Annotated in this window: 24 protein-coding genes; 13 read left to right on the top strand and 11 right to left on the bottom strand. The window is 72.3% G+C overall.

All coding sequences use genetic code 11. The annotated features are described in order from the left end of the window. Positions 1-23: 23 nt before the first annotated feature. Positions 24-605 (bottom strand): hypothetical protein, encoded by a 582-nt coding sequence (locus ACWEQO_RS31320; RefSeq protein ID WP_452986051.1) that lies wholly within the window; start codon positions 603-605, stop codon positions 24-26. Positions 606-899: 294 nt separating this feature from the next. On the opposite strand from ACWEQO_RS31320, the gene ACWEQO_RS31315 reads away from it, so the two are divergent. The 5 genes from ACWEQO_RS31315 to ACWEQO_RS31295 all read left to right on the top strand — a co-directional run bounded on the left by ACWEQO_RS31315 (position 900) and on the right by ACWEQO_RS31295 (position 5,175). Beyond that, positions 900-1,652, top strand: coding sequence for a nucleotidyltransferase family protein (locus ACWEQO_RS31315; protein ID WP_361460353.1), 753 nt, complete (start codon positions 900-902; stop codon positions 1,650-1,652). Then, positions 1,649-1,936, top strand: a complete 288-nt coding sequence (locus tag ACWEQO_RS31310; protein ID WP_361460351.1) for a hypothetical protein — start codon at positions 1,649-1,651, stop codon at positions 1,934-1,936. The genes ACWEQO_RS31315 and ACWEQO_RS31310 overlap by 4 nt, the downstream gene beginning before the upstream one ends. After that, positions 1,933-2,697, top strand: coding sequence for a metallophosphoesterase family protein (locus tag ACWEQO_RS31305; protein WP_361460349.1), 765 nt, complete (start codon positions 1,933-1,935; stop codon positions 2,695-2,697). The genes ACWEQO_RS31310 and ACWEQO_RS31305 overlap by 4 nt, the downstream gene beginning before the upstream one ends. A gap of 392 nt (positions 2,698-3,089) precedes the next feature. Continuing rightward, complete coding sequence (locus ACWEQO_RS31300; RefSeq protein WP_452986050.1) at positions 3,090-4,481, top strand: carbohydrate-binding protein; 1,392 nt, start codon at positions 3,090-3,092, stop codon at positions 4,479-4,481. 157 nt (positions 4,482-4,638) lie between these two features. Further along, the gene (locus ACWEQO_RS31295) at positions 4,639-5,175 is read left to right on the top strand and encodes a hypothetical protein (RefSeq protein WP_361460345.1); all 537 of its coding nucleotides are present in this window, start codon (positions 4,639-4,641) and stop codon (positions 5,173-5,175) included. A gap of 74 nt (positions 5,176-5,249) precedes the next feature. Here the strand turns inward: ACWEQO_RS31295 and ACWEQO_RS31290 are convergent, their stop codons facing one another. The 4 genes from ACWEQO_RS31290 to ACWEQO_RS31275 form a co-directional block, all read right to left on the bottom strand. Next, positions 5,250-5,813 (bottom strand): hemerythrin domain-containing protein, encoded by a 564-nt coding sequence (locus ACWEQO_RS31290; protein ID WP_361460399.1) that lies wholly within the window; start codon positions 5,811-5,813, stop codon positions 5,250-5,252. A gap of 119 nt (positions 5,814-5,932) precedes the next feature. Further along, positions 5,933-6,466, bottom strand: coding sequence for a DoxX family protein (locus tag ACWEQO_RS31285; protein WP_452986049.1), 534 nt, complete (start codon positions 6,464-6,466; stop codon positions 5,933-5,935). Between the two features lie 136 nt (positions 6,467-6,602). Continuing rightward, positions 6,603-6,926 (bottom strand): hypothetical protein, encoded by a 324-nt coding sequence (locus ACWEQO_RS31280; protein ID WP_361460342.1) that lies wholly within the window; start codon positions 6,924-6,926, stop codon positions 6,603-6,605. A gap of 175 nt (positions 6,927-7,101) precedes the next feature. Beyond that, on the bottom strand, positions 7,102-8,760 hold the full coding sequence (locus ACWEQO_RS31275) for a catalase (protein ID WP_361460340.1): 1,659 nt from the start codon (positions 8,758-8,760) through the stop codon (positions 7,102-7,104). Between the two features lie 518 nt (positions 8,761-9,278). Here ACWEQO_RS31275 and ACWEQO_RS31270 point away from each other — a divergent pair. Further along, complete coding sequence (locus ACWEQO_RS31270; RefSeq protein WP_361460338.1) at positions 9,279-9,899, top strand: L-threonylcarbamoyladenylate synthase; 621 nt, start codon at positions 9,279-9,281, stop codon at positions 9,897-9,899. 22 nt (positions 9,900-9,921) lie between these two features. Here ACWEQO_RS31270 and ACWEQO_RS31265 read toward each other — a convergent pair whose 3' ends face one another. Next, the gene (locus ACWEQO_RS31265) at positions 9,922-10,932 is read right to left on the bottom strand and encodes a TauD/TfdA dioxygenase family protein (RefSeq protein ID WP_452986048.1); all 1,011 of its coding nucleotides are present in this window, start codon (positions 10,930-10,932) and stop codon (positions 9,922-9,924) included. 155 nt (positions 10,933-11,087) lie between these two features. Here ACWEQO_RS31265 and ACWEQO_RS31260 point away from each other — a divergent pair, with 155 nt between their 5' ends. After that, entirely contained in the window at positions 11,088-11,918 is an 831-nt protein-coding gene (locus tag ACWEQO_RS31260) for an aldo/keto reductase (RefSeq protein WP_452986047.1), read from the top strand. A 76-nt stretch (positions 11,919-11,994) separates the two neighbouring features. Here the strand turns inward: ACWEQO_RS31260 and ACWEQO_RS31255 are convergent, their stop codons facing one another. Then, entirely contained in the window at positions 11,995-12,324 is a 330-nt protein-coding gene (locus ACWEQO_RS31255) for a DoxX family protein (RefSeq protein ID WP_452986046.1), read from the bottom strand. 374 nt (positions 12,325-12,698) lie between these two features. Between ACWEQO_RS31255 and ACWEQO_RS31250 the strand changes: the two genes are divergently transcribed. Further along, positions 12,699-13,475, top strand: a complete 777-nt coding sequence (locus ACWEQO_RS31250; protein WP_361460333.1) for an NPP1 family protein — start codon at positions 12,699-12,701, stop codon at positions 13,473-13,475. A gap of 117 nt (positions 13,476-13,592) precedes the next feature. Then, the gene (gene hemC / locus ACWEQO_RS31245) at positions 13,593-14,528 is read left to right on the top strand and encodes a hydroxymethylbilane synthase (protein WP_452986045.1); all 936 of its coding nucleotides are present in this window, start codon (positions 13,593-13,595) and stop codon (positions 14,526-14,528) included. 7 nt (positions 14,529-14,535) lie between these two features. Here hemC and ACWEQO_RS31240 read toward each other — a convergent pair whose 3' ends face one another. Further along, positions 14,536-15,057, bottom strand: a complete 522-nt coding sequence (locus tag ACWEQO_RS31240; protein WP_452986044.1) for a hypothetical protein — start codon at positions 15,055-15,057, stop codon at positions 14,536-14,538. A gap of 556 nt (positions 15,058-15,613) precedes the next feature. Here ACWEQO_RS31240 and ACWEQO_RS31235 point away from each other — a divergent pair. Then, positions 15,614-16,408, top strand: a complete 795-nt coding sequence (locus tag ACWEQO_RS31235) for an RNA polymerase sigma factor SigF (protein ID WP_361460328.1) — start codon at positions 15,614-15,616, stop codon at positions 16,406-16,408. On the opposite strand, the gene ACWEQO_RS31230 is transcribed toward ACWEQO_RS31235, so the two are convergent. Then, positions 16,356-16,694: an ANTAR domain-containing protein gene (locus ACWEQO_RS31230; RefSeq protein ID WP_452986065.1), complete on the bottom strand. Its 339-nt coding sequence runs from the start codon at positions 16,692-16,694 to the stop codon at positions 16,356-16,358. The two genes, ACWEQO_RS31235 and ACWEQO_RS31230, sit on opposite strands and share 53 nt — an antisense overlap. Before the next feature lie 249 nt (positions 16,695-16,943). On the opposite strand from ACWEQO_RS31230, the gene ACWEQO_RS31225 reads away from it, so the two are divergent. Then, entirely contained in the window at positions 16,944-17,747 is an 804-nt protein-coding gene (locus tag ACWEQO_RS31225) for a VOC family protein (RefSeq protein WP_452986043.1), read from the top strand. A 52-nt stretch (positions 17,748-17,799) separates the two neighbouring features. On the opposite strand, the gene glgX is transcribed toward ACWEQO_RS31225, so the two are convergent. Both glgX and ACWEQO_RS31215 read right to left on the bottom strand, forming a co-directional pair. Further along, on the bottom strand, positions 17,800-19,944 hold the full coding sequence (gene glgX / locus ACWEQO_RS31220) for a glycogen debranching protein GlgX (RefSeq protein WP_361460322.1): 2,145 nt from the start codon (positions 19,942-19,944) through the stop codon (positions 17,800-17,802). Next, a complete protein-coding gene (locus ACWEQO_RS31215; RefSeq protein WP_361460320.1) occupies positions 19,941-20,453 on the bottom strand; it encodes a pep a2 in 513 nt (170 codons plus the stop codon). The genes glgX and ACWEQO_RS31215 overlap by 4 nt, the downstream gene beginning before the upstream one ends. A gap of 402 nt (positions 20,454-20,855) precedes the next feature. Here ACWEQO_RS31215 and ACWEQO_RS31210 point away from each other — a divergent pair, with 402 nt between their 5' ends. Beyond that, positions 20,856-21,203: a DUF5133 domain-containing protein gene (locus tag ACWEQO_RS31210; protein ID WP_452986042.1), complete on the top strand. Its 348-nt coding sequence runs from the start codon at positions 20,856-20,858 to the stop codon at positions 21,201-21,203. A 75-nt stretch (positions 21,204-21,278) separates the two neighbouring features. Then, positions 21,279-22,042, top strand: a 764-nt coding sequence (locus ACWEQO_RS31205; RefSeq protein ID WP_452986041.1) for a maltotransferase domain-containing protein, incomplete at its 3' end; no start/stop codon positions are given.

Raw genomic sequence — 22,042 nt, 5'->3', positions numbered from 1 at the left:
CTGAGGGTGTCCCGTGGTCTGGATCAGCCGGTCTGCGGGTCGTGTGCGCCGTCCCGGCCCGAGGGACGGTCGGTGTGCGGTCCGTGGTGCGCGGTGGCTTCGGCGACCTGCTTGAGCGCGGAGGCCGTCGCGGTGTCGCCCACCTTGGCGGGCTGTTCGCGTACAGGGGGTTCCGCCGGCTCGTGCCGGTGGCGGGAGAGGTCCAGCCGGTCGCCGGGGCCCTGGTCGGCGGGCGGTCCGGGCGCGGGCTCCGGTTCCGTTCCGGTCTCCGGACGGCGCGCCCCGTCTTCGCCGGACGGTGCCGTGCCGTCCGGCGACTCCGTCCCCGGCTGCCGGGCCGGCCGCTGCTGGGTGAGCCAGGCGACGGCCGCGCCGGTCAGCGCCACCGGCCACTCGACGACTCCGGCCACACCGAGCACTCCGGCTCCGGCGTAGACGGCCATGCGGCGACCACGCGGGGAGACCGCCCCGATCGCGTCCAGCGCGCCTCCGGCCGCCTTCCCCACCTGTTCCGCGCCCGGCACATGCCGCAGACCCGACACCACGGCCTGCAGGGGCTGCGGAAGATCCGACGAACGAGACGTGTCCGGGTTCGTGTCGGTCATGCCGTTCATATCGACCTCCAAAGCGCGTCCCCCAGGGCCACCCACCGGTTTCCCCGCCTTGTGGCCCATATTCAGCCGTGAACGGCCGGAGCGCTTTTCCTGTTCACCCGAGGCGCTCCCGCCGACGGCCCGCCGCACGGACGGCGGTCCGCGCGTACCGCGCCTTCGCCGGTGTCGGGCCGGGCACCCCGGGTACTCAGTGCGGACACAGCGGCCGACCCGCCCCGGGGCAGGGGCGTGAGGCCGTGTCCGCGCGGACCGTCCGGTCGGGTGAAGGGGAGAGGACGAGAGGACATGACGGAGAACGGCGGCGACGCCCCGCTCGTCCGGGGCCCGGGGGCCCCCGGCGTCCGGCCGACCGCGGACGCGCCCGCCCGGACGCCGGCCCCCACGGCACGCATCGGGGAGGAGCACACCGAGCTCCCCCGCGACCGCAACCAGGCCATCCTGGAGGCGGCCAAACAGGTCGGGGCGATCCTCAAGCGGAACGGGCACCGTTTCGCACTGGCCGGCAGCGTCGCCGTCCACGCCCACGGCGGCAGTGGGAACCTCCAGCACGACGTCGACTTCTGCGTCCGCCCCGAGGACGCCGATCCGGTGGCCGCCACCCTCCACGAGGCTGGGCTGACGGTGTACACCCCGCCGGAGGACTGGCTGCTGAAGGCCACGTGTTTCGGCCAGGAGGTCGACATCATCTTCGAGCTGGCGCACCGGCCCGTCTCCACGGAGATGCTCGACCGGGCGGAGGAACTCCCGGTGGAGTCGGTGCGCATGCCCGTCCTGGCGCCGACCGACCTGCTGTGGAGCCTGATCGCCGCCTTCTCCGAGCACCACGTCGACTTCGGCGCGGTCCTGCCCATCGCCCGGGCCCTGCGCGAGAAGGTCGACTGGGACCGGGTGCGGCGCGACTGCGGGGACGAGCCCATGCCGGCCGCCTTCTTCTTCCTGTTGGAACGTCTGGACGTCATCCGGGCGCCCCGTCCCCCGGACGCCCCGTCGTCCGGGGAGACCGTCGCCCGTGAACCCGCGGAAGGAGCGTCCCCATGAGCAGCCGAGGTGCCGGGCCGGCGGGTGGCGAGCCGGCGGCGCAGAGCCGGGAGTACCGTGTCGCCCATCTCCAGGACCGTCTCGCCGCCGGGGAACTCGGTGAGCTCGGCGTGCGGATCGAGGTCCGCGGCGAGGCCGTGCTGGTCACGGGGACCGTCCCCTCGGCCCCCGCCCGCGAGGAGGTCCTGCGCACCGTGCGCGAGGAGCTCGCCGGGCTTGCGGTGCACTGCGACGTCGTGGTCAACGAGACGTCGTCGCCCGACGGGGCGGAGGAGCTGACATGATCCGGATCGCCGCCGTCGGGGACATCCACATGGGACCGGACAGCCAGGGGCTGCTCCGTCCCGCGTTCGACACCCTGCCCGACTGCGCCGACCTGCTGCTGCTGGCGGGCGACCTCACCCGGCACGGCACCCCGGAGGAGGCCCGGGTGGTGGCCGAGGAGATCCGGGGGCTCGCCGTCCCGGTGGTCGCCGTGCTCGGCAACCACGATCACCACGACGACCACCCGGACGAGGTCACGGCCATCCTGCGGGACGCCGGGGCCCGGGTCCTGGAGGGCGAGGGGACGGTCGTGCGCAGGGGCGGGACACGCGTCGGGGTGGCCGGCACCAAGGGGTTCGGGGGCGGGTTCGTCGGGCGCAGCGCCGGTGAGTTCGGCGAGCCGGTGATGAAGGAGTTCGTCCGGCACTCGCGCCGGTGCGCCGACGGGCTGCGGGCGTCCCTGGAGCGGCTGGGCGCGGAGGGCTGCGACCTCCGGATCGCCCTCACCCACTTCTCCCCCGTGCCGGAGACCCTGGCCGGGGAGCCGCTGGAGATCTATCCGTTCCTGGGCAGCTACCTGCTGGCCGAGGCGATCGACACGGCCGGCGCCGACCTCGCCGTGCACGGGCACGCGCACGCCGGCACGGAGCACGGCATGACCGGCGGAGGCGTCAGGGTGCGCAATGTCGCCCAACCGGTCATCGGTCGCGCCTTCCACGTCTACCATCTGCCGGTCCCTGAACGCATGAGCACGTCAGCCGGTACCGAGGCGCCCGGCTGAGCACGGCCGCAGACCCCGCTCGTCCCAGCGCCGCCGGCCGACTGCCGGCGGCGCTTCCCGTCCGCCCACGCCCGGCGTCCGCCGTCGCGTCCTGGTACTGCACATGGCGCGTTCGCCTCACCAAAGCGCGAAACGGGCGCGCTCCTGACATCGCATCGGGCGCCGCGGGCAAGACCTAGGTCCTGTCCGGCGTTCCGTGCCGGACCGGTCCGCGGGCTCCGGCGCCGGGGCACCTCCCACGTCTTTCAGGCAGCGAGGCACCGCAGGACGGCCCCCGGCGGCGTGGCGGGGTGCGCCGGCGGGTCAGGGGTGCGGCGGCGGGCCCGGCGGAAACCGCCGGACGGACCCCGGGGCCCGCGGCAGCCGGCCCCCGAACGAAGGAGACGTGCCGAATGGTCCTCAGACATGCCCGGACCGCGCGCCGAGCGGCCCTGGCCGCGCTCGGCGGTCTCGTCCTCGCCGGTCTCCCCTCCGTCACGGCGGTCGGCCTCCCGCCCACGGCGGAACCCGCGCCCGTCGCCGCCCGGCCGCCGGGCGCCGACGCCGGCGGGTCGTCGGCGCAGCTGCTCGGCGCCCTGCGGCGCGATCTGGGGCTGACCGAGGCCCAGGCGTCCGAACGACTGGCCAACGAGGCGGAGGCGGGCGCCCGCGCGGGCCGTCTGCGCATCGCCCTGGGCGAGCGGTTCGCCGGCGCCTGGGTGCACGGCACGGCCTCCGAGAACCTCACGGTGGCGACCGTCGACGCCGGGGCCGTCCCCGCCATCGAGGCCCAGGGGGCGACGGCCGCGGTCGTCCGGCGGACGCTGTCCGAACTCGTGGCGGCCAAGGCGAAGCTGGACTCGGCGGCCACCCGCGTCCAGACCCTGGACACACCCGTGTGGTACGTCGACGTGCCGGAGAACCGCGTCCTGGTGCAGGCGAGGAGCCGGGCGGCCGGTGCCGCCTTCGTCGAGGCGGCGGGGCTGCGGGACTCGGACGTCGGTGTCCGCACGACGACGGACTCGCCGCGCCTGATGCAGGACATCACCGGCGGCGACGCCTTCTACATCGACGACGCCGCCCGCTGCTCCGTCGGATTCTCCGTCACCGAGGACGAGCAGCAGGGCTTCGTCACCGCGGGCCACTGCGGCGCGCCCGGAGCGGTGACGACCGGCTACGACCGCACCGCCCAGGGCGCCTTCCGGGAATCGACGTTCCCCGGCAAGGACATGGCGTGGGTGGCCACCAACGACCGGTGGACGGCCACGCCCGGCGTCACGGCGCAGGACGGTCAGGAGGTGCAGGTCGCCGGATCGGTGCAGGCACTCGTCGGTGCCGCGGTGTGCCGGTCCGGTTCGACCAGCGGCTGGCGCTGCGGAACGATCCAGCAGCACGACACGAGCGTCACCTATCCCCAGGGCACGGTCGGCGGGCTGACCCGGACCACGGCGTGTGCCGAGCCGGGCGACTCCGGCGGGCCGTTCGTCGCGGGCGTCCAGGCGCAGGGCGTCACCTCCGGCGGCACCGGTGACTGCGCCCGCGGCGGTACGACGTTCTACCAGCCGGTCAACCCGATCCTCAGCGACTTCGGCCTCGTCCTCACCACCACCCAGACCACGGCCCCGGCCACGACACCGGCCCCGGCCCCGCAGGACGGCGCCGCCCAGGAGTGGGCCGAGGGCCGGGTGTACGAGGCCGGGGCCGTGGTGACCCGCGACGGCGTGCGCTACCGGTGTCTGCAGAGCCACCAGGCCCAGAGCGCCTGGGCGCCGGCCGACACCCCGGCCCTGTGGCAGCGCGGGTGACCGCTTCACCGGGGCCGCGGTGAAGCGCCGGGCGGCCCCGGCCGGTGTGGCCGAGGCCACGTCCCGGAGGAGACCGGGGCCATATCCGGCCGGGTGCGCCGGAAGCTACCGTTTCCGGGCAGATGTCCTCGACCCCATCAGCTCGGACGGCCCGGCAGTGACAGCAGACCTCTCCCCGGTCATCGCGGCGACCACGCAGTGGCTGACCCTCTCCTTCCCCGCCTCCGGCGGGGCGCTCGCCTCCGCCCTGTGCGAGGTGCAGGCACGGCAGGCGGTGACGGTCGCCGCGTGGCTCCGGTATCCGACGGCGATGGACGCCGCCCTGGTCGGCCTGGCGGGCCCGGGCGGTTCGGCCCGGCTCGACGGGGTCACCGGCGCCGACGCCGCCCCGGACGTCCACGCCGACCCGGACGGTACGGCCGCCTGGCGCACCTGGGTGGACGAGGTCGTGACCAGCTGGGCGGCCTGCCTGCTCGCCGACCCGGACATGGCCTCCCGCGCCGTGGCCGCGCTCTCCGGGGGAACCCACACCACCGGTGCGCCGGCCGAGTTCCGGCGGCTGCTCGCACCCGACGAGACCGACCGGAGGGCAGCGGCGCTGCTGCGCCACCCCGATCTGCTGGCGCCCGTGGCCGAACTGCACCGCTCCCGTCTGCTCGACCGTCTCCGTCCGGACCACACGCTCACCGCCTGACGCCGGACCCGTACACGCCCGCTGCCCGGGCGGTTCGACCCGGGCAGCGGGCGTGTCGGACCCGTCGGACGGCGTCAGTCGAGCTTGCCCCGACCGCTCAGCGCGTCGCGGAGCCGGTCGACCAGGCCCGCGCCCGGAGCCAGAAGTTTGTTGGCCGGGGGCTTGTCCGGGGCGGCGGGGTGCGGCCGGGTCGGGGCCGTCTTCTTGGCCTGCCGGACCTTGTCACCGAGCCGGTCGAGCTGTTCCGGGGAGCAGGAGGCGCGCAGCTTGGGGAACAGGTTCTGCTCCTCGTCGGCGATGTGCTCACGGATCTCGCCCATCAGCATGCCGACGAGCCGGTCGAACTCGGCCTCCTGCGCATCGAGGCTCTCCAAGTCCTTCATGATCTGCTCGGCCTTGGCGTGGTCCTCGAGTTCGCTGTCGGCCAGGGTGTTCCCGTTCTCCACGTGCTCGCGCACGGCCGGGTAGAGATAGGCCTCCTCCGCCACCGAATGCCGGACGAGTTCGATCGTCGCCCGGTCCGCGTACACCTTGCGGTCCTTGTGGCCGGGGGGCAGGTCCTCGATCTTGCCGAAGAGTTCCTCGACTTCCCGGTGATCGGTCACCAGTTCGTCGATGACGTTGCCTCCGTGTCCCATGTTCTTCACCTCCGGATCGTGGTGGCACCCGGCCGGGTCCACACGCCCCCGGGTTCCCCGGGCTCCGGGCGGCTAACGCGATCCGGTCCCGGCCGGCCCGCTCACCGGCGGGTCCCGGGTCAGCCGGGCAGCTTGGCCCGGAGGCGGGCGGCCGCCGCGGCGGGGCGGGCTCCCGCCCGGGCGGCGTGCCGTACCAGGTGGGCGTCGCGCCGCAGTTCGCGGGCCGTGTGACGGCCTCGCCACAGCAGCGAGGGTGCGGCCCCGGTGTCGTCGGCGGTGATCAGCAGACCGCCGAGCATGGCCAGGTTCTTGAGGAAGTGGATGCGCTGCTGGACACGCTGGGAGGCGTCCTCCTCCTCCCAGAAGCGGTGTCCGGCGAGTGTCGTGGGCACGAGCGTGGCCGCGAGCGCGAGCGCGGCGGTGCGGGGAAGGCGTCCGGTGGCCAGCAGCAGCCCGGCCACGACCTGTACGGCGCCGTTGAGCCGTACGGTCTGCTCGGTGCGGTCCGGGAGTACGGCGACGCGTTCGGTGACGGGCCGGACGACGGGCTCGGCGACCGGGGCGACGGCCTCGGGGTGGCGAACGGATTCCAGACCGCCCGCGACGAACATCGATGCCAGCATCGGGCGGCCGACGGCGCGCAGCAGACTCATGGCCTTCTCCTGGTGGGTCTCGGGGGTGTCCCGGGTCTCGGGGTGCTGCCGGTGGGGTCCGTGGTACGGATCGCCGGGTTCCCCCGCGGGGGCGGGCCATTCGGCGACGCCCGCTCCGGTGACGGCGGACGGTGTCTCACCAGAACCGGTTCGTGAGTGCGGGCCGGCGGACCGCCTGGGCGGCGTCGCGCAGGCTCAGGGCGACGCTGATGGTGGCGCGCAGCGCCGACGGCCGTACCGTCTGGGCGGTCTCGGTGGCCAGGACGAGCAGGCAGGACGCGGCCTGTTCCACCACGGAGACCGGGAGCGTGTAGTCGCTGTCGGCGGCCGCGCGGAACGCCTTCAACGGGATCCCGGCCCCGTCGACGGTCCGCTGGGCGGCCTGCTCCAGGTGCTGTGCGGCCTGGTCGCACACGGAGGCGGGCAGGGTGAGGGTGCGTTGGAACGATGCGCTTGTCATGACTCGACTGGTCCCCGGGAACCGGCCCGTTCGATCGGCGGGCGGCGCGTTTTCACCGTCCTGCGCGACGAGTCGTGACAAGCCGGGTGCCGGGTGCCGGATGCGAAGGGGCGTACGACGCGAACGCCCCCGGGCCGGCCCCCTGGCGGGGCCGGCCCGGGGGCCGGTGACCTGTTCAGCGGTTCACCACGTGCCGTGCGTTGGGGACGCAGTGGGTCATCGTCAGTCCCCGCACGTCACGCGGCGGGTTGTCGCCCAGGTTGGCCAGCCGCTTGCGGTCCTCGTCGGTGAGGTCCTGGTCCGCGAGGGGTTCCAGACCGGCGACGTCCTTCGGAGCGATGCCGAGTCCGTCGCCGACCCGACGGCCGAGGTCGTTCTCGACCAGCAGGAAGTGCCACACCATGCGCTCCTGCACCGGCCGGTCGCACTCGGAGAGCAGGTCGGTGAAGTTCTTCACCAGGTCGTCGCGCTCCCAGTCCTCCATGAGCATGTAGCGCTGGCCCGCCTGGAGGTAGTCGTTGGTGCGGGGGATGCGCTTGCGGGTGAGGTAGCCCCGGATCTCCGGGCCCTGCTCGTCGTGCGACGGCTCCTTGGCCTCGCGCAGGCCGCCGATGAGCGATGGTTCGTAGTTGACCTCGGGGTGCTCCCCCGCCTGGTCCACGAGGTAGGTCATCTGGCCGTCGCGCTGGTTGGTGTTCACCTCGGCGGCCTTGGCCTGGTTGACGGGGAGCTGGAGGTAGTTCGGGCCGACCCGGTGGCGCTGGGTGTCGCTGTAGGAGAAGGTCCGGCCGACGAGCATCTTGTCGTCGGAGAAGTCCAGGCCGTCGACGAGGACACCGGTGCCGAAGGAGATCTGCTCGTTCTCGGCGAAGTAGTTCTCCGGCATCCGGTCGAGCACCATCCGGCCGACCGGCTTCGGCGGGAAGTCCTGCTCGGGCCAGGTCTTGGTGTCGTCGAGCGGGTCGAAGTCCAGTTCCGGGTGGTCGTGGTCGTCCATCATCTGGACGAGCAGTTCCCACTCCGGGTGGTCGCCGCGCTCCACCGCCTCGTAGAGGTCCTTGGTGGCGTGGCCGAGGGAGCCGGCCTGGACGTTCGCGGCGTCCTCCTCGGTCATGGAGCGGACGCCCGCCTTGGGCATCCAGTGGTACTTGACGAGCTTGGTCTCGCCCTCGGTGTTCACCCATTTGTAGGTGTTCACGCCGAAGCCCTGCATGTGACGGTAGTCCGCGGGGATGCCGCGCGGACTGAACAGGTTGACCAGCATGTGCATGCACTCGGGCGTCTGCGACATGAAGTCGAAGATGCGCCGCGGCTGCTGCTCGAAGGTGACGGGATCGGGCTTGAGGGCGTGGATGACGTCCGGGAACTTGATCGCGTCCCGGATGAAGAAGACACCGAGGTTGTTGCCGACGAGGTCCCAGTTGCCGTCCTCGGTGTAGAACTTCACGGCGAAGCCGCGCGGGTCGCGGGCGGCCTCGGAGGAGTCGCGTCCGCCGATGACGGTGGAGAACCGGACGGCCACGTCCGTACGCTTGCCGCGCTCCTGGAACAGCAGGGCCCGGGTGTAACGGCTGATCGGCTCGTCGCCCCAGGTGCCGTAGGCCTCGAAGTGACCGTACGCGGTCACTCCCCGGGCGTGCACGACGCGCTCGGGGATGCGCTCCCGGTCGAAGTGGCTGATCTTCTCCAGGAACTGGTAGTTCTCCAGCGTGGCGGGCCCGCGGGCGCCGACCGTGCGCTGGTTCTGGTTGTCGTGGACCGGATGGCCCTGCCGGTTGGTGAGTACCTTGCGGTCGTCGCCCGGGGCAGGACCCCGGCTCGAAACGTCCGTCATGTCCGTGGACTCCTTCGGCTGCTCGTGACTGGTGGCGGGCCGGGACACGGCGGCGTGTGGCCGAGGGCCGGTCGTCGAGGCCGGTCCGGGTGGTGTGGTCCTCCGGCTCCCGGGCTCCCCGGCTTCCGGGGCCCGCTCGCGGAACCTCCCGCCGCCGGACGGCCTGGCCGCGCGCATCCCGCGCGTCCCGCCGGTGGCGTGCGTACGAGGGCCATGCTGCCGTGCATCGCGGAGAGCGGCGACTCGAAGCGGCGGCGCGCGGCGGCGCGCAGGCGGTGCGCGGCGGCGTGCGGGCCGGTGCACGGGCGGCGGGGCCGTCCGCGGCCGCCAGGGCTGTCGTGAAATGGGCCGGCGGCGGGTTCCGCCGGGCGTCCTCCGCCCGGCCCCGGACGTCACCCCACCGATGCGCCGAGCTCACCCCGGCGGACACGGCCAAGGCGCCCGGCGCCCGGCCGGGGCGCGGGCGGGCACCGGGTGGGGTGTGCGGCCCTGCCACCCCGGCGGCATAAGCTCGGTGAATGGCGAAGTACTTCGACGTGCACCCCGACAACCCCCAGCCGCGCATCATCGCCCAGGTCGCCGCCAGCATCCGCGCCGACGCCCTGGTCGCTTACCCCACGGACTCCTGCTACGCGCTCGGCTGCCGGCTGGGCAGCCGGGAGGGCATCGACCGGATCCGTACCATCCGCAAGCTGGACGACCGCCACCACTTCACTCTGGTGTGCCGGGATTTCGCGCAGCTCGGTCAGTTCGTACGGATCGACAACGACGTGTTCCGCGCGGTCAAGGCGTCCACGCCGGGCAGCTACACGTTCATCCTGCCCGCGACGAAGGAGGTGCCGCGCATGCTGCAGCATCCGAAGAAGAAGACCGTCGGCGTGCGCATCCCCGATCACGTCGTCACCCAGGCGCTGCTGGCGGAGCTCGGCGAACCCCTGCTGTCCAGCACCCTGCTGCTGCCCGGTGAGGACGAGCCGATGACCCAGGGCTGGGAGATCAAGGACCGGCTCGACCACCAGGTGGACGCGGTGCTCGACTCCGGGGACTGCGGCACCGAGCCGACCACGGTGATCGACTTCTCGGGCGGGGAGGCGGAGATCGTACGGCGGGGCGCGGGCGACACCTCACGGTTCGAGTAGGGGCGGTCGGCCGACCGGCCGGTCACCAACGCCCCGGGGCGGTTCCGGTGATCGGCTCCGAGGGGCGGCCGTCGACGCCCACCGGCACGTCACCGGTCAGCATCACCCGGTGCATGATCCGCGGGTGGTCCAGGTGGGCGGCGTCGCTCGGAGCCAGGTGGATGGTGGCGCGGTTGTCCCAGAACGCCACACTGCCCGGCTCCCACCGGAAGCGCACCGTGTACTCGGGCCGGGTCGCCTGCTCCAGCAGCATCTCCAGGACGGCGCGGCTCTCCGGCCGGGACAGGCCGGTGATCTGCTCGACGTAGTAGCCGTTGACGAACAGCACCCGCTCGCCCGTCTCCGGATGGACCCGCACCACGGGGTGCTCGGAGGCGGTCTGATGGTCCAGCAGGTGCCGCAGGTACGCGTCGTCGCCGGGGCGGGGCTGGTAGCCGACCCCCAGTCGGTGCTCGGCACGCAGCCGGTCGGCGAACTCCCGTACCGGAGCGGACAGTCCGGCGTAGGCGGCGGCCAGATTCGACCAGGTGGTGTCGCCTCCGTGGGGCGGGACGGCCTCCGCCCGCAGGATCGTCGCGGCGGGCGGATCGACGCGGGCGCCGTGGTCGCAGTGCCAGCCGCGCAGCAGGGTGTGGCGGCGGCGGCGCAGCCATTCGTCGTGCTCCATGCCGAACCGTCCGCCGAGCTCCAGCCGGTCGGCGGTCGTCTCGATCTCGGGGAAGCCGGGCGGCGAGGCCTTCCCGCGCCGGGGCAGGACGACCGGCTCACCGAACCTCCGCGCCAGCGCCACATGGCCGGCGTGGTCCAGGCGCTGTCCGCGGAAGAACACCACCTTCCAGCGCAGCACCGCCGCCCGGACGGCGGCGATCACGGCGTCGCCGGGCTCGTCGGCGAGGTCGACGCCGGTGATCTCGGCACCGATGTGCCCGGCGACCGGGCGCACCTCGATCCCCGCGTTCCTCCCGACGTCCTCCCCACCGCCCATCCCGCTCTCCGCGCTCCCACCGCCCGCCCCGCCCACGTCCGTCGTCATGTGCGCCCTCTCCGTCGATCCGGGTCGATCCGTGCCGATCCCTGCCGGTTCACACGCGTGCGTGTCGCCCGTCCGGCCCGCCCGTCGGGTTGATCACCGGCCGTCCTGTCGGTGAGGCTGGAGGGTGACGACACCGTCCCTGGGAGGGTCCCCGCGTGATCAGCATCCCGAACCACACACTCAACGACGGCACGACGATCCCCGCCCTCGGCCTGGGCACCTGGCCGATGGACGACACACAGGCGGAGCAGTCGGTGACGACGGCCCTGGAGATGGGCTACCGCCTCGTCGACACGGCGGCGAACTACCGCAACGAGACCGGTGTCGGCCGTGCCGTGGCCCGCGCCGAGGTCCCGCGCGAGGAGGTCGTCGTGACGACGAAACTCCCCGGCCGCCACCACGGCTACGAGGAGACCCTCGCCTCCTTCGAGGAGTCCCGCACGCGTCTCGGGCTGGACCACGTCGACCTGTACCTCATCCACTGGCCGCTCCCCCGGGTCGACAAGTACGTCGACTCCTGGAAGGCCATGATCAAACTGCGCGAGGACGGGCTCGTACGCTCGATCGGGGTCTCCAACTTCACACCCGCCCACATCGAACGGCTGGAGAAGGAGACCGGGGTGCTGCCGTCGGTCAACCAGGTCGAGCTGCACCCGTTCTTCCCCCAGGAGGAGCTGCGCTCCTACCACGCGGACAAGGGTGTGCTGGTCGAGAGCTGGAGCCCGCTGGGCCGGGGTTCACAGGTGCTGGACGACCTGACCGTGGCCTCGGTGGCCGAGGCCCACGGGGTCACACCGGCCCAGGCGGTGCTGCGCTGGCACATCCAGCTCGGCGCACTGCCCGTGCCCAAGTCGGCCGATCCCGGACGGCAGCGCGCCAACCTCGACGTCTTCGGCTTCGAACTGGACGCCGCCCAGATGCGGGCCATCGCCGACCGGGCCCATCGGCGCATCGGTGGGGACCCGGAGGTGCACGAGGAGTTCTGACCGCCCCGCCCCACCCCACTTCGCCGGCGGGCTCCGCCCGTCGGCCCGTGCCGTCACCGCCGCCGCGGTCGCCCCTTCACGACGTGCCCGCCGCCCCCTTGGCGACTCCACGCGCCCACAGCACCAGGGGCACCTGCAGAGACAGCCGTCCCCAGGCCGCGGCCCGCTGCGGGGCGGGGCGGCGGTTCCAGTCGACGGCCGTCTTCACATTGGCGGAAAAGACTCCGACGAAGAAGGCGGCCGTGGCCGGCGCGGCCGCCTTGCGGGTCTGCGGCAGCGCCACTCCGGCGGCCGGCGCGAGTTCCGCGGCACCGCTCGCGTAGGTCCGGGTCCGGGGCGAGCCGGGCAGGGAGCGCGGCACGAGGTGGTCGAACCGGCGCGGGACCGCGATGGGGGCACCGCCCATGCCCTTGAGGCTATGGGGGGAGGGTGGCGCCCGCGACGACCGGCAGGCCCGCGAGCAGCAGGGACGAACGGTCGGACCGGGACACGGTTCCTCCTCTGACGACCTCTGCCTGCCATACGGCCTTACCGGACAGTAAGTACGCCGGGAATGCCGGGCTTCGCCGTTCGCGCCGCGTCCTGACCGCACGCCCGGGAAGGCGGCCGCCGGCGTTCCGGACGGCAGGGAGTGATCCGGTAACGGCTCGTCAAGTGTTGGGCGGCGCTTCACCATCGGTACGCCCGTGACCCCTTGGCACGGAAGTGCACAGCCGGGATGCTGAACGCCCTTGCCCCCCACAGCCGTTGAGGCTGCGCCCGAACCATGAGGAGGACGCAGTGTCGTCGAGCACGTCCCGATCGCACCGCAGGAGATGGCTGACCGGTCTCGCCGGCGCCGTCGCTCTCGTCGTCGCCTTCCCCGCCACCGCCTTCGCCGCTCCGCCGCCGGCCCTGCCGGCGAACGCGGACAGCCTCGACCGGACCTTCCAGCCCGCCTACGACTACGACACCGACGGGTGCTACCCCACACCCGCGATCGGCCCGGACGGAGCGGTCAACCCCGGACTCAACCCGACCGGTGCCCTCAACGGCAACTGCCGTGACGCCCCGGACCTGGACAACACCAACGGCTACTCACGCTCGAAGTGCAACAACGGCTGGTGCGCCGTCGTCTACGCCCTGTACTTCGAGAAGGACCAGGCGCTGCCGGGTGTCAGTCTTGGCGGCCACCGCCACGACTGGGAGCACGTCGTGGTGTGGGTGCAGAACGACACGGCTCAGTACGTCGCGACGTCCAACCACGGCTCGTTCTCGATCCACGCCCGGTCGGCGGTCCGCTTCGAGGGGACGCACCCGAAGATCGTGTACCACAAGGACGGCATCAGCACGCACTGCTTCCGGCTCGCCGGTCCGGGTGACGAGCCGCCGGAGAACCACAAGGGCAGCTGGCAGTTCCCGCCGCTGGTCGGCTGGAACGGCTATCCGGCCGGGCTGCGCGACAAACTCGCCGCCCACAACTTCGGCAGTGCGAACTTCGGCCTCAAGGACGGGAGTTTCGCCTCCCATCTGGCCGCGGCGAAGCCGTCGGGCATACCGTTCGACCCGAACGCCTGACGGCGGCTTCCGGGCAGTGGACCACCCGTCACCGGGAGTCCGGACGGATCCGCCGTCCGGACTCCCAACCGGCCTGTCCGGCAGGGGAATTCGGGCAGAAGGGTCTATCGTGTCGCCATGCCGGTACCCGAACTGATCCGAATCGTCTCCCGCGACTCACCCATGGCGCTCGCTCAGGTAAGGCGTGTCCAGGACGAGTTGGCGGTGGCCCTGCCCGGTGTACGCACCGAGGTCGTCCCCGTGCGGACCACCGGGGACAAGTGGCTGGGCGACCTGTCGCAGGTGGAGGGCAAGGGCGCGTTCACCAAGGAGGTGGACGCCGCGCTGCTGGCCGGGGAGGCGGATGTCGCGGTGCACTGCGTCAAGGACGTGCCCGCCGACCGCCCGCTCCCGGCGGGCACCGTTTTCGCCGCGTTCCTGAAACGGGACGACGTCCGTGACGCACTCGTGCACCCGGGCGGACTCACCCTGGACGAACTCCCGGCCGGGGCCAGGATCGGCACTTCCGCGGTGCGCCGGGTCGCGCAGCTGGCGGCCACCCATCCGCACCTGCGGTGCGTGCCGTTCCGCGGCAACGCCAACCGACGGCTGGCGAAGCTCGCCGCCGGTGAGGCGGACGCGCTGCTGCTCGCGGCCTCCGGTCTGGAACGCATCGGCCGGGGTGACGTGATCAGCGAGCTCCTCTCCCCCGAGACGATGATGCCGCCCATCGGCGCGGGCATCCTCGCCCTGCAGTGCCGTGAGGGCGACACCGGTCTCATCGACGCGGTCAGCGTTCTCGGCCATCCGGACACCCACCGGGAGGCCACCGCCGAGCGCATGTTCCTGCACGTGCTGCAGGGGCACTGCAACAGCCCGATCGCCGGGTACGCACGGGTCGACCGGAGCGGCGAACTGTCTCTGCGGGCCTGCGTCTTCACACCGGACGGCAAGGTGCGGCTGAACGCCCACGAGTGGGCGGGCCGACTGGATCCGGCGACGCTCGGCACCTCCGTCGCCGTGGCCCTGCTGCGTCAGGGCGCCCGCGAGATCATCGACGGGATCGCCCACTGACGGCGGATCAGGCGGTCCCCTCTTCCGCCTGGTCCCGGAGGAAGGCGCTCAGCTGGTGCGCGAGGCCCTCCCTGGCCCCGCCCCCCGGGGCCCCGGGGGTCCCGTCGTGCACGGCGATGGCCCCCGACCACAGGCGGCGTCCGCTCCACTCCTCGTCCGCCCGGAGCTGGACCTGGACATCGACATGGCTCAGGGACGCCTCGGGGGCCGCCGCGTAGAGTACGGCGGTGGCGCGGCGCAGCGGATAAACGTCGAATCCCTCGATGAACTGTGAGTTGCGCCAGTCGATGAACGCGCTCTCCCCGTCGGGCCCTGTCCGTACGTCGACCTGACCGTCCTCGAGATGAATCCCGAATTTCCGCTCACCGCGGTTCTCGACGGTCACCCGGACACTGAAGTACGTCAGCCCTTGGGCGGCGTCGTCCCGTCCCCGGGGCGGTTCGCCCGATTCCAGACGGTGGACGCGTACCCGCAGACCGGCATGCTCGTCGTACTCCTGCCAGTCCCCGACCACGTTCGGCTCGTACACGGTTCACCTTTCCACTTCCGTCGCTGCTTCCTATCCGTGGGCTCCCGGCACTGTCAAATGCGCGGAATGCACTGTGGTCAGGTGGTTCATCCCCGCTGATCGCCGATCAAGCGCTGCGCTGGAACAATCCGCCGGACCGGCCGTCCGGCCCGGACCGCGGCGTGCCGTACATCACGTCCGGTGTCGCGAGCGCGCCGATCACGTCGATCACGTCGCCGGCCCGGGGCCGGGCCGTGCCACCGGCGTACGGAGCGAACCCGCCCGCGTCCCGCCCGCCGGCCGGCTTCCCGGGCCTTCCGGAACTTCACACCATGAATTTCCGCGATTTCGCAGCGTGCGCCTCCCGTGTATTCCCTCGTTTTCCGCGCATTCCCGCCCCGGAAATTCAGAAATCAGTTTCACCGGCGCGGAGCGGGGGAATGAAAGGGCCAGTGCTTCGGACCGGAGGCACGACCGTGGGAACCGGCTCGCCGCCCCCGGGGTCGCCTCCGTTCGGTCCGAGCCCGCGCTCCCACGGTGCCCGTCCACCCGGCACCTGCTCAGGGAGGTGCGCCTCATGCGTATCGCCGGCAGCACCACGAAGCCGCATCCCCACCACGACGCACCCGACACCGCCGAGGACTTCCTCCGCCTCGCCCGGCTGCCCGAAGGGCCCGAACGCAAGGCGCTGCGGGACGAGCTCGTCCGTTCCTGGCTGCCCATGGCCGAGCGGATCGCCGTCCGTTTCCGGGGGCGCGGTGAGGCTCTGGAGGATCTGTACCAGGTGGCGGCCCTGGGCCTGGTCAAGGCGGTCGACCACTATGATCCGGCGCGCGGCAACGCCTTCGAGGCGTACGCCGTGCCGACCGTCACCGGCGAGATCAAGCGTCACTTCCGGGACCACATGTGGACCCTGCACGTCCCCCGCCGGGTCCAGGACCTGCGCAACCGGGTGCGGCACGCCGTGAAGGAGCTGGCGCAGACCACTCCCGGCCGGGCCCCGACGACCGCCGAGATCGCCGTGTACGCCCAGTTGACCGAGGAGGAGGTGCGCACCGGTACAGAGGCCCTCGAGTGCTTCTCCGCGCTGTCGCTGGAGGCGGAGATGCCCGGTACGGACGGCTACTCGCTCGGGGACTCGCTCGGCGGCCCGGACCCCGCCTACGACACCGTCGTCGACCGGGTGGCGGTCCGGCCCTGTCTGGAGGCACTTCCGGAGCGCGAGCGGCTCATCCTCTATCTGCGGTTCTTCCGGGGCATGACGCAGAGCAGCATCGCCGAGCTGCTCGGCATCTCGCAGATGCACGTGTCCCGGCTGCTCAGCAGCTGTTTCGCCCAGGTGCGTGAGGAGCTGCGGACGGAGGCCGGCTGATCCGGTCCAGGACCTTCTCCAGCTCGGCCCCCGTCTCCGGCGGCAGCACACCGGTGCTTCCCCATCCGACGATCGTCCCGGCGATGTCGCGGAGTTTGACGTTGGTGTGCTGGGAGACCTCCTTCAGCACCGTCCACCCCTGGTCGGGTGAGACCCGTCCGACCGCGACGATCACACCGATCGCCTGGTCCACCACCGCGTGCGAGACGACCGCCTCCTTCAGCTGCTGCACCTCTTCCTCCAGCCGGAGGATCCGCTCCGCGTCCGCGTCCCCGTCCGTGGGCATGGTCACCTCCGCCTCCGGTGTGCCGCTCTCGTGGTGTCTTCACCCAGTGCTCGGGGGCCTTCACCCAGGGTCCCGCCCCTCCATCGTCGTCACTCGTCCCGTCCGGTGCCACCCGGACGGGACGGAGATGTCCCGGTCACCGTTTCGGCGCCCTCGTCCGGGTACTCGGCGGGCGCCCGGAGCGGTACTGGCCGGACACTGGAGTCCTGCAGACGGCTGCCAGGCCTACGAGATCAGGACGCGACTGCCATGAACCACGACACGCCCTCCCCCGCCGGTACGACGGACGCCCCCTCCGCCCACTCCGTGTACGGGACACCCTGCTGGGTGAGCCTGACCAGTCGCGACATCAGGACGACCGAGGATTTCTACACCGCCGTGCTGGGCTGGCGGTGGCGCCCCGCCCAGCTGGGCGAGCGGTTCAGGATCGCCCTGATGGACGGCGTGCCGGTGGCCGGCCTCGCCGGGGTGGCCGACATGTGGCGGATGGCCGTGGCCTGGACCCCGTACTTCGCCGCGCGCAGCGCGGACGAGGCGGTGGCGCGGGTGCAGGAACGAGGCGGCACCCTGGCGGTCGGCCCCCTCTCCCTGCCTCCGGGGCGCGCGGCGCTGCTGGCCGACCGGGACGGCGCGACCTTCGGTGTCTGGGAGGGCGAGCTGTTCATCCACTGGCTCAACTGGCGCCGGTCGCAACCCGCCTTCGTCAGGCTGCACACCCGTGACGCCTTCGACGCCGCGATCTTCTACGGCGAGGTCTTCGACTGGGGTGCGGCGGGGGACGGCCGCACCGAGGTCGTCTACGAGGGCGACGAGGTGGTGCTGCGCAGCGACGGGCACGTGGTCGCCTGCATCGAGTCGGGGGCGCTGGGATCGGCCCCCGATCCCGCGATCCGGCCGCGCTGGCAGGTCCACTTCACCGTGGCGGACGTGGCCGCGTGCGTCCGTGCCGCCGAGCGGCACGGCGGCAGTGTGCTGGCCCTGCGGGAGGACGAGGCCGTACTGCGCGACAACGAGGGCGCCCAGTTCACGGTGACCGCGCGCCACGGCCGCTGAGCCGGATGAGCCGGGCCTGCCGGGCGGTGCGCCCTGCAGGCCCGGCCGTGCCTCATTTCGCGGTGAGCGAGGGCCTGGACAGCAGCACCAGACTGCGTGGTCCGACCGTCAGCCGGGTGTTCGCCTTGTGCTCCGACTCCTCGGGGACGCCGTCCGGGTCGGTGGTGTCGATCAGCGCCGTCCAGCGTTCGCCGTAGGCGGCCTTCGGGAGGCGGAAGTCCACCGGTTCCCAGTGACTGTTGAGCAGCAGCAGGAAGGAGTCGTCGACCAGGCGCCGGCCGCGCGGATCGGGTTCGGCGATGGCGTCGCCGTTGAGGAAGACGCCGACGCTGTGGGCGTCGGAGCGCTGCCAGTCCTCGTCGGTCATCTCCTCGGCGTTCGGCAGCAGCCATGCCAGGTCGGGCAGGCGCCGGCCCGCGCGGCGCGTGCTCTCACCGCGGAAGAAGCGGCGCCGCCGCAGCACGGGGTGGGCGGTCCGCAGGGCGATGACCCGCCGGGTGAAGTCCAGCAGGGCGCGCTGCTCGTCGGTCGGCCGCCAGTCTATCCAGGAGATCTCGTTGTCCTGGCAGTAGGCGTTGTTGTTGCCGCGCTGGCTGCGCCCCACTTCGTCGCCGTGCGAGAGCATCGGGATGCCCTGCGAAAGGAACAGGGTGGCAAGGAAGTTGCGCTGGCGGCGGGCCCGGAGTTCGAGTACGGACGGATCCTCGGTGTCGCCCTCGGCGCCGCTGTTCCAGGACCGGTTGTGGTTCTCGCCGTCCTGGTTGCCCTCACCGTTGGCCATGTTGTGCTTGTCGTTGTACGAGACGAGGTCGCGCAGGGTGAAACCATCGTGCGCGGTGACGAAGTTGACGCTGGCGCGGGGCTTGCGCCTGCTGTGCGCGTACAGGTCGGAGGAGCCGGTGAGCCGGGAGGCGAACTCGCCGAGCGTGTGCGGCTCGGCGCGCCAGAAGTCCCGCACGGCGTCCCGGTACTTGCCGTTCCACTCCGACCACAGTTGCGGGAAGTTGCCCACCTGGTAGCCGCCCTCGCCGAGGTCCCAGGGTTCGGCGATCAGCTTGACGCGGCTGATCACGGGGTCCTGCTGAATGAGGTCGAAGAACGCCGACAGCCGGTCCACCTCGTGGAACTGCCGGGCCAGGGTGGCCGCGAGGTCGAAGCGGAAGCCGTCGACGTGCATCTCGGTGACCCAGTACCGCAGCGAGTCCATGATCAGCTGAAGTACGTAGGGGTGGCGCATCAATAGGCTGTTGCCGGTGCCGGTGGTGTCGTAGTAGTGCGACCAGTCACCGTCCACCAGGCGGTAGTACGAGGAGTTGTCGATGCCGCGGAAGGAGAGGGTGGGGCCCTTCTCGTTGCCCTCGGCGGTGTGGTTGTAGACGACGTCCAGGATCACTTCGAGCCCTGCCGCGTGCAGGGTCCGCACCATCGTCTTGAACTCGGTGACCTGTTGGCCGCGGGTGCCGTGGGCGGCGTAGGCGTTGTGCGGGGCGAAGAAGCCGATGGTGTTGTAGCCCCAGTAGTTGGTCAGGCCGCGGCCCTGCAGCACACCGTCCTGGACGAACTGGTGGACCGGCATGAGCTCCACCGCGGTGACCCCCAGCGAGGTCAGGTGGTCCACCACCGCCGGGTGCGCCAGTCCGGCGTAGGTGCCGCGCAGTTCGGCGGGGACGTCGGGGTGGGCGCGGGTCATGCCCTTGACGTGGGCCTCGTAGATCACCGTGTCGGCGTACGACCGGCCGGGCCGGCTGTCGTCACCCCAGTCGAACGCCGGGTCGGTCACCACGCCCAGCACGGTGTGTCCGGCGCTGTCGGCCCGGTCGGGGCCGTCGGGCCGGCGCTCGTAGAGCGAGGGGTGGTTGTCGATCTGCCCGTCGACGGCCGTGGCGTACGGGTCGAGCAGCAGCTTCGCCGGGTTGCAGCGGTGCCCGGCCTCCGGTGCCCACGGCCCGTGCACCCGGTAGCCGTAGCGCTGGCCGGGGCCCACACCGGGCAGGTAGCCGTGCCACACCGATCCGTCGACCTCGGTCAGCGGGACACCCGTGTGCCGGCCGGCGTCGTCCACCAGGACGAGTTCGACGTGTTCGGCGACCTCGCTGAACAGTGCGAAGTTGGTGCCCTCGCCGTCAGGGACCGCACCCAGCGGGTAGGGGCGCCCGCTCCATGCGGGCGCCCCTTTCCGGTTGTTCCGTCGGGTCACCGGGCCGCCTCCAGGAGGCCGGCCGGGGTGCGCACCAGCCCGGTCAGCTGGGCGACGCTGATCACGCGGGGCAGGTCCAGGCCCTCGCTGACCCTCGGGCCGGGCGCGGTCGGCACCAGCGGGACGCGTTCGCCGGCCCGGGCCCGCCGCGAGAACCAGATGACCCTGCTGCCGGTCTCGGCGGCACAGCACCCCCACCCGTCGCTGCTGGCCGCGATGTGCTCCAGACAGCCGCGCAGTTCCTGGTCGGGTCGCAGTGCGCGGTCATGGTCCCCGACGGCCGTGATGAGGTGCTGGCCGTTCCACCACATCTCGATCGACGTGTTCTTGTCGGTGGCGTGCTCGTCGATGGCGCGCAGCAGCATCTCGGTGCCCCGGCAGACGGACTCCATCAGGTTCTCCAGGTCCCAGTGCCGGAGATGGGCGGCCAGGATGCGGCTGACCTGCCCCACCCGCTCCGGGCTCACTTCCACGTCGAGGTGGTAGTAGCAGGGCACTGTCGTCTTCATCGTCGTTGGCTCCTCACCGCGAAGCTCCCGGTTCCCCTCGCCCCTGCGGGACGAGCCCCGAACACGAAACGTGAGCGGCTGGCGCTTCTGAGTCACCCTCAGCGTGACCCGGTTGGACCATCCGTGCAACACGAGCGCACGGCCGAGGCCCTCGGGGCGGCAGTCGCGCACGGGGCGCCCCGCACCGGGCCCCGCCGCCGAGCCGCACCCGGTCCGCGCCCGGCCCGCACACCGGCCCCTGGTGATTGAAAAACCAACAAGACGCGGAGTTACCGGACGTGCACCATGTGTGAACACCCTCGATCGCCGTCACGGGTCCGTGCCGCCGTACGCGTACGCACGACCGTCACCCTGCCGTCGGGAGTACGTACCCCATCGAGCCACGGAAAGGTGAACGGCGCCATGCTGCTACCCGCCAGAGCCGAAGTCGCCCGGCAGTTGCGTCGCTACCGGGCCTGGGAACGCGTGATGCTCGCCGCCCCGACGGACCGCACGGTCCGCACCACGTTCGAGGATTCGGGATACACCCTCTGTGTGCTGATGGGCAAGCGCTGCGCGCGGGAGGCGGCCGACGCCGCCGAACGGTACCTGCGTACCGGTCCCGTCACCTACCTGCAGGAACAGAACGAGTGGACTCGTCCGGCCGCGAGCGTGCGGCCCGGTCCGGTGACGAACGACAGGCCGCGTCCGGCCGCCCCGGCGCGACGGGTCCCACCGTCGATCGAGCGGCGCTCCCCGGCGGGAAGGTAACGGACCTTCCCGCCTCAGTTTGGTCCCCACGACCGGGCGCCGGCCCGGCGTCGAGCACGGCGGAGGTGCAGACCCATGAAGACGACGCGGACCATCGGACGTATCCCCGTACGGGACGTCCGACCGGCCGTCGAATGCGGCAGACGGCCGGCGAAGGCCGTCGTCGGCGAGACGTTCGAGGTGACGGCCACCGTGTTCCGTGAGGGGCACGAGGCGGTGGCCGCCAACGTCGTCCTGAAGGACCCCGAGGGCCGTCGGCGGCCGTTCGTCCCGATGCGGGAACTGGCGCCGGGCACGGACCGGTGGGGCGCGGAGATCACCCCGGACACCATGGGCCGGTGGACCTACCGCGTCGAGGCGTGGAGCGACCCCGTCACGACCTGGCGCCGCCACGCACGGCTCAAGGTGCACGCCGGCATCGACGCCGGTCTGGTGCTGGAGGAGGGCGGCGACCTGTACGAACGGGCCGCGGCCAAAGTGCCCAAGGGCGACGGCCGCTCCGCCGTGCTCGCCGCGGCGAAGCGGCTCCACGACGACTCCCTGCCCTGCGCCACCCGGTTGGCGGCGGCGTTGACGCCCGAGGTGGACGCGGTCCTGGCCCGCCACCCGCTGCGCGACCTGGTCACCCCCGGCGACCCGATGCCCCTGCTGGTGGAACGCGAACGCGCCCTGTACGGCTCCTGGTACGAATTCTTCCCCCGCTCCGAGGGCACCCCCCAGCAGCCGCACGGCACCTTCACCACTGCCGCCCGCCGGCTGCCCGCGATCGCCGCCATGGGCTTCGACGTCGTCTACCTGCCCCCCATCCACCCCATCGGCACCACCCACCGCAAGGGCCG

The sequence above is a fragment of the Streptomyces sp. NPDC004051 genome, assembly GCF_053604275.1.
This window is presented reverse-complemented; position numbering and strand designations above follow the sequence as displayed.

Bases quoted from the DNA above. Each gene is read 5' to 3' on its own strand.
- ACWEQO_RS31320 (WP_452986051.1), bottom strand. From the start codon at position 605: ATGACCGACACGAACCCGGACACGTCTCGTTCGTCGGATCTTCCGCAG.
- ACWEQO_RS31315 (WP_361460353.1), top strand. From the start codon at position 900: ATGACGGAGAACGGCGGCGACGCCCCGCTCGTCCGGGGCCCGGGGGCC.
- ACWEQO_RS31310 (WP_361460351.1), top strand. From the start codon at position 1,649: ATGAGCAGCCGAGGTGCCGGGCCGGCGGGTGGCGAGCCGGCGGCGCAG.
- ACWEQO_RS31305 (WP_361460349.1), top strand. From the start codon at position 1,933: ATGATCCGGATCGCCGCCGTCGGGGACATCCACATGGGACCGGACAGC.
- ACWEQO_RS31300 (WP_452986050.1), top strand. From the start codon at position 3,090: ATGGTCCTCAGACATGCCCGGACCGCGCGCCGAGCGGCCCTGGCCGCG.
- ACWEQO_RS31290 (WP_361460399.1), bottom strand. From the start codon at position 5,813: ATGGGACACGGAGGCAACGTCATCGACGAACTGGTGACCGATCACCGG.
- ACWEQO_RS31285 (WP_452986049.1), bottom strand. From the start codon at position 6,466: ATGAGTCTGCTGCGCGCCGTCGGCCGCCCGATGCTGGCATCGATGTTC.
- ACWEQO_RS31280 (WP_361460342.1), bottom strand. From the start codon at position 6,926: ATGACAAGCGCATCGTTCCAACGCACCCTCACCCTGCCCGCCTCCGTG.
- ACWEQO_RS31275 (WP_361460340.1), bottom strand. From the start codon at position 8,760: ATGACGGACGTTTCGAGCCGGGGTCCTGCCCCGGGCGACGACCGCAAG.
- ACWEQO_RS31270 (WP_361460338.1), top strand. From the start codon at position 9,279: ATGGCGAAGTACTTCGACGTGCACCCCGACAACCCCCAGCCGCGCATC.
- ACWEQO_RS31265 (WP_452986048.1), bottom strand. From the start codon at position 10,932: ATGACGACGGACGTGGGCGGGGCGGGCGGTGGGAGCGCGGAGAGCGGG.
- ACWEQO_RS31255 (WP_452986046.1), bottom strand. From the start codon at position 12,324: ATGGGCGGTGCCCCCATCGCGGTCCCGCGCCGGTTCGACCACCTCGTG.
- hemC (WP_452986045.1), top strand. From the start codon at position 13,593: ATGCCGGTACCCGAACTGATCCGAATCGTCTCCCGCGACTCACCCATG.
- ACWEQO_RS31235 (WP_361460328.1), top strand. From the start codon at position 15,614: ATGCGTATCGCCGGCAGCACCACGAAGCCGCATCCCCACCACGACGCA.
- ACWEQO_RS31230 (WP_452986065.1), bottom strand. From the start codon at position 16,694: ATGCCCACGGACGGGGACGCGGACGCGGAGCGGATCCTCCGGCTGGAG.
- ACWEQO_RS31225 (WP_452986043.1), top strand. From the start codon at position 16,944: ATGAACCACGACACGCCCTCCCCCGCCGGTACGACGGACGCCCCCTCC.
- ACWEQO_RS31215 (WP_361460320.1), bottom strand. From the start codon at position 20,453: ATGAAGACGACAGTGCCCTGCTACTACCACCTCGACGTGGAAGTGAGC.
- ACWEQO_RS31210 (WP_452986042.1), top strand. From the start codon at position 20,856: ATGCTGCTACCCGCCAGAGCCGAAGTCGCCCGGCAGTTGCGTCGCTAC.